The sequence below is a fragment of the Janthinobacterium sp. P210005 genome, from assembly GCF_036231865.1.
Lineage (GTDB): Bacteria > Pseudomonadota > Gammaproteobacteria > Burkholderiales > Burkholderiaceae_D > Janthinobacterium > Janthinobacterium kumbetense.
Window position 1 is genome coordinate 1606610 of the sequence record NZ_JAZARC010000001.1, and the last position, 12421, is coordinate 1619030.

Genomic DNA, 12421 nt, shown 5'->3' on the forward strand with positions numbered 1-12421 from the left:
GAGACACGATGCAAACCGATAGCAACCCGCACGACCTGGCCGTGGCCGGCATCCTGGAGCAGCTCGAAGGCGCGCTGCGCGCCAGCGACAGCACGGGCGCCGCGCAATTGTTCGAACAGGACGGCTACTGGCGCGACCTGGTGCTGTTTACCTGGAATTTGAAAACCCTGGAAGGCCGCGAGCAGATCGCCGCCATGCTGGCCGTCCAGCTGGGCGCCGTGCAGCCGCTCTCCATCCGCATCGCCGACGGCGAACATGCCAGCGAGGCCGGCGGCGTGCTGCAAAGCTGGATCACGGTGGAAACGAAGGCGGCGCGCGGCGTGGGTTTCATCCGCATCCGCGACGGCAAGATCTGGACCCTGCTCACCACCATGAGCGAATTGAAGGGTTTTGAGGAAGCCAAGGGCGGCCGGCGGCCCATGGGCGCGGAACACGGCGCGCGCGCCAACCGCAGCAGCTGGCTGGAGCACCGCGAGCAGGAAGCAAAGGAACTGGGCTACGCGCGCCAGCCCTATTGCGTCATCATCGGCGGCGGCCAGGGCGGCATCGCGCTGGGCGCGCGCCTGCGGCAATTGAACGTCCCCACCATCATCATCGAGAAAAATGCGCGCCCCGGCGACAGCTGGCGCAAGCGCTACAAGTCCTTGTGCCTGCACGACCCCGTCTGGTACGACCACATGCCGTATATTCCCTTCCCCGACAACTGGCCCGTCTTCACGCCCAAGGACAAGGTCGGCGACTGGCTGGAAATGTACACCAAGGTGATGGAGCTGAACTACTGGGGTTCGACTTCCTGCGAATCGGCCAGCTTCGACGAAGCGTCCGGCGAGTGGACGGTGCAAGTGCTGCGCGACGGCCAGCCCGTCACCCTGAAACCGAAGCAGCTGGTGCTGGCCACGGGCATGTCGGGCAAGGCGAACATGCCGAAGTTCAAGGGCATGGACGTGTTCCAGGGCGAGCAACAGCACTCGTCGCAGCATCCGGGGCCGGACGCGTATGTCGGCAAGAAGGTGGTCGTCATCGGCGCGAACAATTCCGCGCACGATATCTGCGCCGCCCTGTGGGAAGCGGGCGTGGACGTGACCATGGTGCAGCGCTCGTCCACGCACATCGTCAAGTCCGATTCGCTGATGGACCTGGCGCTGGGCGACCTGTATTCGGAACGGGCGCTGGCGGCCGGCATGACGACGGCGAAGGCCGACCTGACGTTCGCCTCGATCCCGTACAAGCTGCTGGCCGACTTCCAGAAGCCCGTCTTCAAGGCCATCCGCGAGCGCGATGCGGACTTTTATGCGCGCCTGGAAGAACGGGGCTTCATGCTCGATTTCGGCGATGACGATTCCGGCCTGTTCATGAAATACCTGCGCCGCGGCTCCGGCTACTACATCGACGTGGGCGCCTCGGAGCTGATCGCCGAGGGCAAGATCAAGCTGAAAAGCGGCGTCGGCGTGCAGGAACTGAAAAGCCATTCCATCGTGCTGTCGGACGGCACGGAACTGCCGGCCGACCTGGTGGTGTACGCCACCGGCTACGGCTCCATGAATGGCTGGGCGGCCGACCTGATTTCGCCGGAAGTAGCGAACAAGGTGGGCAAGGTGTGGGGACTGGGCTCCGCCACGACGAAGGATCCCGGTCCGTGGGAAGGCGAGCAGCGCAATATGTGGAAGCCCACGCAGCAGCAAGCCTTGTGGTTCCACGGCGGTAACCTGCACCAGTCGCGCCACTATTCCCAGTACCTGTCGCTGCAGCTGAAGGCGCGCATGGAAGGCTTGACCACCCCCGTGTATGGGCAGCAGGAGGTACATCACCTGGCGTGATGGCAGGGGCAAGCAGATAAAAAAATGGCGGCGGACCGAAGTCCGCCGCCATTTTGCATTATGCAGCCAACAATTACTGCTTGATGGCTTCGATGGCAAACGTCAGCGTGACGTCATCGCTGACGGCTGGCGCATATTTGCCGGCGTTGAATTCCGAGCGCTTGATCTTGGCCGTGGCGTTGGCGCCGCAAGCGTCTTTTTTCAGCATCGGGTGCGGTGCGCAGGTGAACGAGGTGACGGTCAGGGTGACTGGCTTGGTCACGCCTTTCAGGGTCAGGTTGCCGTCGACGGAAGCGAGCTTGTCGCCGTCAAAATTGAACTTGGTCGATTTGTAGGTGGCGACCGGGAACTTGGCCGTGTCGAGGAAATCTTCGCCCTGGATGTGCGAGTTGAACAGGGTCGAACCCGTGTCGACGGATTTGGTGTCGATCAGCACTTCGACGGCGCCCGTCTTGGCGGCGCGGTCCAGGGTGACCTTGCCGGTGGTGTTATTGAAACGGCTTTGCTGCGTCGAGAAGCCCATGTGGGTGTACTCGAAGCGGGGGAAAGTGTGGCTGCCATCGATGACATAGACTTCAGGAGCGGCAACGGCGGACAGCGAGAAGCCGGCGGCGGCGATAAAAGCGAGCAGTTTTTTCATTGTTGGTTCCTAACAGAAAGTGGAGGATGTCAAAACCGCAATTAGCTGCAGGCGACTGGCGCATGCGGCTGATTGTCTGGCTTCAGTTGCAACAGATTATGCATGGCATGAAGATCGATGTAAAACGGAAAATATACCTAGTTAGCATCGATAAAATCGATAATACATGGCGATATTCTCTGTGACAGCGCCTTCTGCTGCCGATTATTGTCTGCATTGCCAAAAATATCCAGCGTTATCCGGCACCTCAGATTACATCATAAATGAGAATGATTCTTGTTATTATTTGATGGGCTTGCTATCATGGCGCGCTTTGATCACGGGGACATGCGCGGTGCTTGAACGCTATTACCAGGAATTGCTGCGCCTGATTTCGCGCTCCACGGGATGCCGCGACAAGGCGCAGGACGTGGTGCAGGAAGCCTACGCCCGCCTCCTGGCGCGCCAGCCGCAAGGCGGCGCCCGCGCCCTGCATGGCGATGCGCCGCCCGACAGCGGCCAGCGCGCCCTGCTGTACGTCACGGCGAAAAACATCGCCATCGACGAACAGCGTTTGCGCCAGAGGCGGCCCCATGACGCGCTCGACGAGCCGCACATGCAGCTGCGCGCGCCGCGCGCCGATGAACCCGAGCAACGGCTGCACGACCGGCAAACCATGGAACGCCTGCTGCTCATCATCGACGCCTTGCCGCCACGCTGTCGCCAGGCTTTCGCGCTGTACAAGTTCGACGGCCTGAGCCAGATCGAGATCGCCGCGCAGATGGGTATCTCCGTCAACATGGTGGAAAAACACATCATCAACGGCATGCTCGCCTGTAAAAAAGGCTTGCCCGAGCGGGATACGCTATGAAACAGCACATGACATCACAAGACACGACGGCCGACGACATCGACTTCCTGGCGGCGCAATGGCTGCTGCGCCGCGACGCCGGCCTGGCCGCGCACGACCTGGCGGCATTGCAGCAATGGCTGGAAGCGGACCCGCGCCACCAGCAGGCCTGGCAGGCGCTGGCCCGCACCGATGCGCTGCTGGCCAGCCTGCCGGCGCAGCGCGTGGCGGCCTTCAGCCAGCCCGTCGCGGCGGCGGGCGCGCCGTCATCGCTGCTGCGGCGGCTGCGCCAGGCGGCCTCTTTCCCGCCGCGCGGCGCGCTGGCCGGCGGCTGCCTGCTGCTGTGCGGCCTGCTGGCCTGGCCGCTGGCCGGCCATCTGCAGCGCCCCGGCTTCCAGCACGATTACAGCACGGCGCGCGGCCAGTTCGCCACGCAAGTCCTGCCCGACGGCAGCCGCATCGAACTCGATAGCGGCAGCGCCGTCGACGTGGCCCTGTACCGCGACCGGCGCAGCGTGCGCCTGCTGCGCGGCCAGGCCATGTTCCATGTGCAGGCCGACCCTGCGCGTCCGTTCCAGGTCATCGCGGGAGCGGCCACGGCGACGGTACTGGGCACGCATTTTTCAGTGCGCCACGTGGGCGCCACGACACAGGTGAGCGTGGCGCAAGGCACGGTGCGGGTGGAGAGCGAAGCCGGCGCGCATGCCGAAGTGCTGCGGGCGGGCGACACGGTCACCGTCACGCCGCAGGGCGTGCAAGCGCTGGCCAGGGTCAGCGCGCAAGCGGTGGGCAACTGGCGTGCCGGGCGCCTCGATTTCGAGGACGCCACCCTGGCCGAGGCGCTGGCCGAATTCGAGCGCTATGGCGATTCAGGCCTCGTGCTTGACGACCCGGCCCTGGCCGGCCTGCGCCTGAACGGCAGCTTCGACGCGAAGCTGCCGGCGCAGTTTGCCGCCGCCCTGCCCCTGGCCTTGCCCGTGCGCCTGCTGCGCCAGGACGGCAAGCTGCACATTCTCGCCCGCTGATGTAGTCCACATGCAGCGAAATAAAATGCATCCGCACGTCAGGGTAAATGAGACTCATTCGTTTTAACTATGAAGGATCACCACATCACCATAGGAAAAACATGCATATGACTCCATCGCGCCATCCCTTGCACGCCCGCCTGTCTCCCCTCTTCCTGGCCATCGGCCTGGCCTTCGCCACGCCCGCCGTGCATGCCGCCGCCGCGCCGGTGGCGCAGGTCGAATGGCACATCCCCGCGCAGCCCTTGAACCGCGCGCTGAACGAACTGGCGCGCCAGGCCGGCATGGTGCTGCTGGCCGACGCGCGCCTGACGCAGGGACGGCAAAGCGCGCCGCTGCAAGGCCGCCATTCGCTGCCCGAGGCGCTGCGCCAGCTGCTGGCCGGCAGCGGCCTGCAGGCGCAGCTGCAAGGCGGCACGACCATCATCATCAGCGCGCCCGCCCCCGTCGCCGCAGGCGCCGTGCAGATCGGCACCCTGCGCGTGAATGGCCAGGGCGGCAGCGGCACGTTCGAGACGGACGACACGGACCCGGCCGACCTGCCCTACGTCACGTCCGCCTCGTCCGCCTACATCGGGCGCGAACAGATCGAACGCTTCCGCGGCACCTCGCCGGCCGACATCTTCAAGGGCGTAGCCGGCGTGCAGGTGGGAGACAGCCGCAACAGCGGCGCCGTCGACGTCAACGTGCGCGGCATGCAGGGCCAGGGCCGCGTGCCCGTGCTGATCGACGGCAGCCTGCAATCGTCCACCGTCTACCGCGGTTACGCGGGTATCGCCGACCGCAGCTACATCGACCCTGACCTGATCAGCGCCATCCGCATCGACAAGGGGCCGAACCTGTCGGCGCAAGGCGCGGGCGCCATCGGCGGCATGGTCAGCATGCAGACTTTGCGCCCCGAAGACATCCTGCGACCGGGCCAGCGCACGGGCGTGCGCCTGCGCGGCGGCATCCAGGACAACAGCGTCTCGGCGCCAGACGATTTCGGCAGCGCGCCGCGCACGCACCGCAACAAGCTGGGCAACCCGCGCAGCGGCTTTGGCAGCATCGCCGTGGCCACGCGCCAGGACGACTACGACCTGGTGGCCGCCATCAGCCAGCGCAGCATCGGCAATTATTTTTCCGGCACGCGCGGTTTCGAACGCTATCAGCTGCCCAATGCATGGGGTGGCGACGATGGCGTGACGCAGTTCTTCAAGAAAGGCGACGAAGTGCTGAACACGGCCAACCGCACCACCTCGGCCCTGCTGAAGGCCAACCTGCGCCTGCCGCACGAACAGAAGCTGGAGCTGGGCTACCGCTATTTCGACAGCAGCTATGGCGAAATCATGCCCTCGCAAATCTACCGCAACAGCACCGGCAGCATCCCGCAATGGGACCCCAGCCAGGTGCGCACGAACGCGCTGACGGCGCGCTACGAATGGAAGCCGGAAGGCCAGAACCTGATCGACCTGAAGGCCAACCTGTGGCTGACGGACATGCAGAGCAAGTCGCGCAATGGCGATATCTTCAGCAATCCGCTGGAAGGCAAGACCAATCCGGGCGACCACGAATGCAAGGAATGCGTGGAAGTGCTGTACCTGGCAAAGAACCAGGCGCGCCGCGTCGGCGCGGACCTGACGAATACCTCGCGCTTCGCCACCGGCATAGGCACGCTCAAGCTCGATTACGGCCTGTCCTTGCAAAATGAAGATATCGGCCCGGCCGACAGCGTGCGCATCCTCGATGATGACTTGAACGCCAATCACACCCTGCGCAACGGCAAACGCCACGAGCAAAGCGCCTTCGCCTCGCTGCAGTGGCAGGCGCGCGACTGGCTGAGTGTCGAGGCGGGCGGACGCTTCCAGCGCTTCGATACGCGCGACCGCAACCGCCGCGCCGAGCAGCAATACCATCCGCAAGGCTGGCAATGGGTCACCATGTGGGACAAGGACGGCGATCAGATCGGCGCAGCGAAGTGGTACCAGGATGCGCAGGGCCGGTTCACGCCCGCCACCAATCCCGCGCTGGTGGGCGGCATGGTGGAAAACTACGGCACCGCGCCGGTGCCGCTGGACGTCTCGCAGGTGGACCAGTGGAGCGGCAATGGCTATGTCTACCGCGACGCCATCCCCGGCCTGTTCAAGTACAGCACGCCGATCCGCCGCAAGGACCACGGTTTTGCGCCCACGTTTGCGCTGACGGCGCGCCTGTCCGACAGCGTCAGCCTGTTCCTGCGCGATGCGCGCGGCTTGCGCATGCCCAGCCTGTACGAATCGACGATGGGCTTCTCGGCCACGTATTCGTCGCCCTTGAACGCCGAACGCAGCCACAACCGCGAAGTGGGCGTGAGCGTGGTCAAGGATGGCGTGTGGAGCGCCGCCGACAAGCTGCGCCTGCGCGTGGCCTACTTCGACAACGTCACCCACGGCTACATCACGCGCCGTCCGATTCCCGACTTGCCGGCCTACGCACAGAATTTCTCGATGGCGAACACGGACAAATACAGCGTCTCGGGGATCGAACTGCAGTCGTCATATGACCGGGGTAGCGTGTTTGCCGATTTTTCCGGCACCTGGAACCGCAAGACCCTGATCTGCGACGCGGCCACCGCAGCGTATTTGCGCCAGGCCAGCAAGTGGCAATCGGATATCTGGAACACGCCAGACTGCTCGCCCATCGGTTTTTCCAGCTCGTATGTCAGCAACCATATCCAGCCCAAGCTGAGCGCCAACCTGACCCTGGGCACGCGCTGGCTGCAGGAAAAACTCACCGTGGGTACGCGCCTGACCCATGTCGGCCATCCGCTCGCGCGCCAGGACGACAAGGCCGTGTGGCAGTCGTGGACAGGCACCTCGCCGCAAGTGCTGACGCAGGCCTACACCCTGGCTGACCTGTTTGCCAGCTACAAGATCACGCCCAACGCCACCCTGGACGTGGCGGTGGACAACCTGACGGACCGCTACTACCTCGATCCGCTGACCCTGAGCCTGATGCCGGGACCGGGCCGCACGGCACGCGTCACGCTTGGCCTTCGTTTCTGATTTGATTCATCCTTATAATAGAGAGCAGATATTCCATGCATGCAGCAAGCGACACCAGCAGCACCTTGAACGCCGTTCCGATTAACGCGGCCCCTAGCCGCAGCCAGCGCCTGAAAGCCGACACCATGGCCACCCACGACTTGCTGGACCAGCGCATCATGGCCAGCGCGCCGTTTTCCAGCCGCGACAATTACGCGCGCTTCCTGCAGGCGCAGTACGCATTCCTGCGCGATGTCGACGCGCTGTACGACAACGCGCAGCTGGCCGCCCTGCTGCCGGACCTGGAACAGCGCCGCCGCTACGCCAGCATCGCGGCCGACCTGCGCGACCTGGGCACCGTCCTGCCGGCCGATGCGGCCACGCCGCCGTTCGACGCGCAACTGGACCTGGCCACGGCGCTGGGCTGGCTGTACGTGAGCGAAGGCTCGAAGCTGGGCGCGGCCATCCTGTATAAGCTGGCCGGCAAGATCGGCCTGGACGAGCATCACGGCGCGCGCCACCTGGCCGGCCATCCGGACGGACGCGCGCGCCACTGGCGCGATTTTACGTCCGTGCTCGATACGGCCGTCCTTGACGCCGCCGGTGAAGCGCGCGTGATCGACGGCGCGCGCGCCGCCTTCCTGCGCATGCATGGCCACGTGGAGGCTTGCGCCTGATGGAAGAGCCAGTAATCCAGGCCGGCGCGGAAGCGCATACGGCACGGCTGCGCCGCTGGGCCTGGACGGCCGCCGGCATGCTGATGGTGGCGCTGGGCGTGATCGGCGCCCTGCTGCCCGTCATGCCGACGACGATCTTCCTGATCCTGGCGCTGGCCTGCTTCAGCCGCGCCTCGCCACGCCTGGAACACTGGCTGCTGCACCACCCGCGCTTCGGCGCGCCGCTGCGCCAGTGGCGCGAACACCGCGCCGTGTCGCGGCGCGGCAAGGTCCTCGCTTGCCTGGGCATGGCCATCGGCTTTGTCGCCATGTGCCTCGGCCATCCGCCCTGGTGGGTCATCATCCTCGTGGCAACGATGGAAATCGCCGTCATCATCTATCTGCTGCGCCGCCCGGAAGGGCCGGCGCCGGAAAAGACGCCGCCGGCGGACTGGCACAAGCCGCTGACCATCGCCACGGTCTTCGCCATGCACGGCGCCCTGCTGGGATGGGCCGTGTACCACCGCGCGCCGGCAGCGCCCGTGCTGGCCATCGCGCCCGACTCCGCGCAGCCGGCCATGCTGCTGTTCCTGCCGGCCGCCGCCCCGCCCCGCCCTCTGGAGCAGAATCTTGCTGAACAGGCCAGCGCCGCGGCCGCGCCGTCGCGCGCCCTTGCAAAAAAAGCAGCGCCAGCCCTGCCGCAATTCGTGCCGCCGCAGCCGGATGCCGCGCCCATGCCGCCTCAAGCCGAGGCCGTCGCAGCCGTCGCCGAGGTGCGCCCTGCCCCCGTCACGCCGGCACCGGTGGCCACGGCATCCGTCGCGGCGGCGCCTCCCTCGCCCGCCCTGCCGCCCGCGCCACAGGAGCTGCGCAGCGGCGTATCGAGCTGGGAAGGCAAGGTTTTGGCGCGCATGGAGCGCTTCCGCCGCTATCCGACGGCGTCGCGCGCGAAGCAGGAACAGGGCGTGGTGTACCTGCGCTGCCGCATCGACCGCGACGGGCAGGTGCTGGCGGCCGCCATTGAGCGCAGTTCCGGTTCCGCAGCGCTGGATCAGGCCGCGCTCGACACTTTGCAACGGGCGGCGCCACTGCCGCGCATTCCCAAGGAACGGCCGGAGCAGCTGGAATTATCGATTCCCGTCGAATTTTCCATCGGCTGATCGCGTAAAAACCGCTTTTACTCTCGCCAAACACCCATATAGACATTATTTGCATATTCAAAGCAAGATTCTGTCGTAGGAGTAATAACACGATCGGAGGTATACTACGCAACCGACGTAACAGGCTGGGCGATTTGGCCCCTGCAAGCGCGCCTGTCACGGTCCAATAAAAAAGGAAACACTGCATGACCACACCACACCGTACGCCGGTGATTCGCATCGATGGCGCAAACAAGACCTTCGCGCTGCCCAAGGGCGAACAATTCCACGCGGTCAAATCGGTCACGCTGGAAGTCTATCCCGGTGATATTTTCGGCCTGATCGGCAAGAGCGGCGCCGGCAAATCGACCTTGCTGCGCCTGATTAACCTGCTCGAGCGTCCCGACAGCGGCAGCATCACGGTCGCCGGGCGCGAATTGACCAGCTTGAGCAAGGGCGAACTGCGCGACGCGCGCCAGAATATCGGCATGATTTTCCAGCAATTCAACCTGCTGCAAAACGCCAGCGTGTTCGACAACGTCGCCTTCCCCCTGAAAATCCATGGCACCACCAAGGGCGAGCACATCGCCGCCCGCGTCGAGGAATGCCTGGCGCTGGTGGGCCTGTCCGACAAGCTGCACAGCTATCCGGCGCAATTGTCGGGCGGGCAGAAACAGCGCGTGGCGATTGCCCGCGCCCTGGCCAGCCACCCCGACGTGCTGCTGTGCGACGAACCGACGTCCGCGCTGGACGCGGAAACGACGCGCGCCCTGCTCGATACCTTGCGCGACATCAATGCGCGCCTGGGCGTGACCATCGTCATCGTCAGCCATGAGCTGTCGGTGCTGGGCGCCATCTGCAACCGGGTCGCCGTCGTGGAAAGCGGCGCCATCGCCGAACAATTCGACCTGAGCGACACGGCCACCCCGCGCAAGACGGCGCTGGGACGCGAGCTGGCTTACTACGGCACCGAGGCGTTTGAAGCCACCGCATGGAAGGATGCAACACATGTTTGAAGAATCGATCAATAACGTCATCAACCTGCTGCCGGAAATCTGGGTGGCGCTGGGCCAGACCATGACCATGCTGGGTATCGGCCTGACGGCCGCCATCCTGATCGGCGGCCCGCTGGGCATCTTGCTGTTCCTCGTCTCGGAAGGCCAGTCGCTGGAAAACCGTCCGCTGTCGACGATCCTCGGCTGGCTGGTCAATACCGTGCGCAGCTTCCCCTTCATCATCCTGCTGGTGGCCCTGACGCCGTTTACGCGCATCATCGCGGGCACTTCGATCGGCCCGCTGGCGGCCAGCGTGCCGCTGTCGTTCGCCGCCATTCCCTACCTGGCGCGCCTGGTGGAACAGAACCTGCGCGAAGTGCCGCGCGGCGTGATCGAAGCGGCGCACGCCATGGGCGCGTCGGAAATGCAGATCATCTTCCGCGTGCTGCTGGTGGAAGCGCGTTCCGGCCTGGTGCTGGCCCTGACCGTGCTGTCGATCAGCTTCCTGTCGTATTCGGCAGTGGCCGGCGTGGTGGGCGGCGGCGGTATCGGCGACCTGGCCATCCGCTACGGCTACTACCGCTTCGAGACGGACATCATGGTCGCCACCGTGGCCATCCTGATCGTGCTGGTGCAAACCATCCAGTTCGCCGGCACGCGCATCGCCAAGCGCCTCGACAAACGTTAATTCATACTCAGTATTTCAGTACAAGGAAAAGCATGAACCACATTCGCCGCAACCTGCTCCTGGCCGCTGCCAGCCTGGCCTTCGCCACCGCCGCCCACGCCAAGGACCCGAAAGAACTCGTCATCGGCACCAGCTCCGGCCCGTATTCGGACCAGCTGAAGCTGGGCATCAAGCCTATCCTGGAAAAACAGGGCTACAAGGTCAAGATCGTGGAATTCAACGACTACGTGCAGCCGAACTACGCACTGGCCGAAGGCTCGCTGGACGCCAACGTGTTCCAGCACATCGTCTACCTGACCAAGTTCGCCACCGATAACAAGCTGCCACTGAGCTCATTGATCACCGTGCCGACCATGCCGATCGGCCTGTACGGCGGCAAGCAGAAAACGCTGGCGGAAGTCAAGAACGGCGCCACCATCACCATGCCGAACGACCCGACCAACCAGGCGCGCGCGCTGGTGATGCTGGCCAAGATGGGCTGGATCAAGCTGAAACCGAACGTCGACCCGCTGCGCGCATCCGAGCGCGACGTGCTGGAAAACCCGAAGAAGCTGAAACTGGTGCCGCTGGAAGCGGCGCAGCTGCCACGTTCGCTGGCCGACGCCGACTACGCTTTCGTCAACGGCAACTTCGCCCTGGCCGCCGGCATGAAGCTGACGTCGGCCCTGAGCGTGGAAAAGATTTCGGACAGCTACATCAACCTGGTAGCCATCCGCACGGCCGACAAGGCCAAGCCATGGGTCAAGGACCTGGAAGCGGCCTACCGCTCGCGCGCCTTCCTCGACGCGACGAACAAGTATTTGGCCGGCTACGAAAAGACGGATTACCAGCTGGCGCTGGAAAAGACGCTGAAAAAATAAGGCGAAAGCAAGGCGCTGCACACAAAAAGACGGCCAGGTTCACACCTGGCCGTCTTTTTTTTCTGCGCGCCACCCGGGCGCCATCACTGCTTAGAAGCGGTAACCGACGCCTACGCCGATCAGGATAGGATCGATCTTGACTTCGCTGACCTTGCCACCAGCAGCGGTCAGTACGTCGCTGCGGATCTGCACTTTCTTGATGTCGAAGTTCAAGGACCAGTTCTTGTCCAGTTTGTAGTCGACACCGGCTTGCAGCGCGAAGCCCCAGCTGTCGTGTTCCAGGCGCAGGCCGGGCAGTTTGACACCCGAGATATTCGTGTAGTTCACGCCGGCACCCACGTAAGGGCTGAACTGTTTTTCAGGCATGAAGTGGTATTGCAGCGACAGGGTCGGCGGCAGGTGCTTGAAGGTGCCGACTTGGCCGCCATCGAGCTTGACGTCATGCTTTTGCGGGTAGGTCAGGATCAGCTCGGCAGCGATATTCGGGGTGAAGAAGTACGAAATATCGATTTCAGGAATCGTCTTGCTGCTGACCGTCAAGCGGTCCGATGCACCGAGGCCACCAACAGGAGTCGATTTATCGGCCGGATCGATATGCACGGCGCGCGCACGGACCAGCCATGGGCTTTCCTGTGCCATGGCGTTGCCGGCGAATGCGCCGATGGCGGCCAGGACGATTGCTGCTGCAGTTGCGGACGTTTTCATTATGTTTTCCTCTGTCGTTAAGTAACGCTGCGAAGTCTAAGAGTGCAGTGCAACAAAAACTTTGA

General features: G+C 64.2%; 11 protein-coding genes. 9 read left to right on the plus strand and 2 right to left on the minus strand.

Annotated features, from left to right (window positions below; all coding sequences use genetic code 11):
* Nucleotides 1–8: 8 nt before the first annotated feature.
* On the plus strand, nucleotides 9–1817 hold the full coding sequence (locus VPH40_RS06980; protein WP_328573084.1) for an NAD(P)/FAD-dependent oxidoreductase: 1809 nt from the start codon (nucleotides 9–11) through the stop codon (nucleotides 1815–1817).
* Between the two features lie 73 nt (nucleotides 1818–1890).
* On the opposite strand, the gene VPH40_RS06985 is transcribed toward VPH40_RS06980, so the two are convergent.
* A complete protein-coding gene (locus VPH40_RS06985; protein ID WP_099667289.1) occupies nucleotides 1891–2457 on the minus strand; it encodes a YceI family protein in 567 nt (188 codons plus the stop codon).
* A 334-nt stretch (nucleotides 2458–2791) separates the two neighbouring features.
* Here VPH40_RS06985 and VPH40_RS06990 point away from each other — a divergent pair, with 334 nt between their 5' ends.
* The 8 genes from VPH40_RS06990 (at nucleotide 2792) to VPH40_RS07030 (ending at nucleotide 11651) form a co-directional block, all read left to right on the plus strand.
* The gene (locus VPH40_RS06990) at nucleotides 2792–3307 is read left to right on the plus strand and encodes an RNA polymerase sigma factor (protein ID WP_328573085.1); all 516 of its coding nucleotides are present in this window, start codon (nucleotides 2792–2794) and stop codon (nucleotides 3305–3307) included.
* An 8-nt stretch (nucleotides 3308–3315) separates the two neighbouring features.
* Nucleotides 3316–4311: a FecR family protein gene (locus tag VPH40_RS06995; RefSeq protein WP_328573086.1), complete on the plus strand. Its 996-nt coding sequence runs from the start codon at nucleotides 3316–3318 to the stop codon at nucleotides 4309–4311.
* Nucleotides 4312–4412: 101 nt separating this feature from the next.
* Complete coding sequence (locus VPH40_RS07000) at nucleotides 4413–7334, plus strand: TonB-dependent receptor (protein WP_328573087.1); 2922 nt, start codon at nucleotides 4413–4415, stop codon at nucleotides 7332–7334.
* Between the two features lie 35 nt (nucleotides 7335–7369).
* Nucleotides 7370–7990 (plus strand): biliverdin-producing heme oxygenase, encoded by a 621-nt coding sequence (locus VPH40_RS07005; protein ID WP_328573088.1) that lies wholly within the window; start codon nucleotides 7370–7372, stop codon nucleotides 7988–7990.
* The gene (locus VPH40_RS27920) at nucleotides 7990–9129 is read left to right on the plus strand and encodes a TonB family protein (RefSeq protein WP_442906621.1); all 1140 of its coding nucleotides are present in this window, start codon (nucleotides 7990–7992) and stop codon (nucleotides 9127–9129) included. Before VPH40_RS07005 ends, VPH40_RS27920 begins: the two co-directional genes overlap by 1 nt.
* Nucleotides 9130–9314: 185 nt before the next feature.
* The gene (locus tag VPH40_RS07020; protein WP_099667285.1) at nucleotides 9315–10124 is read left to right on the plus strand and encodes a methionine ABC transporter ATP-binding protein; all 810 of its coding nucleotides are present in this window, start codon (nucleotides 9315–9317) and stop codon (nucleotides 10122–10124) included.
* On the plus strand, nucleotides 10117–10791 hold the full coding sequence (locus tag VPH40_RS07025; protein WP_046683994.1) for a methionine ABC transporter permease: 675 nt from the start codon (nucleotides 10117–10119) through the stop codon (nucleotides 10789–10791). The genes VPH40_RS07020 and VPH40_RS07025 overlap by 8 nt, the downstream gene beginning before the upstream one ends.
* Before the next feature lie 32 nt (nucleotides 10792–10823).
* Nucleotides 10824–11651 (plus strand): MetQ/NlpA family ABC transporter substrate-binding protein, encoded by an 828-nt coding sequence (locus VPH40_RS07030; RefSeq protein WP_099667284.1) that lies wholly within the window; start codon nucleotides 10824–10826, stop codon nucleotides 11649–11651.
* Nucleotides 11652–11741: 90 nt separating this feature from the next.
* Here the strand turns inward: VPH40_RS07030 and VPH40_RS07035 are convergent, their stop codons facing one another.
* Nucleotides 11742–12356 (minus strand): OmpW/AlkL family protein, encoded by a 615-nt coding sequence (locus VPH40_RS07035; RefSeq protein ID WP_289910707.1) that lies wholly within the window; start codon nucleotides 12354–12356, stop codon nucleotides 11742–11744.
* Between the last annotated feature and the right edge of the window lie 65 nt (nucleotides 12357–12421).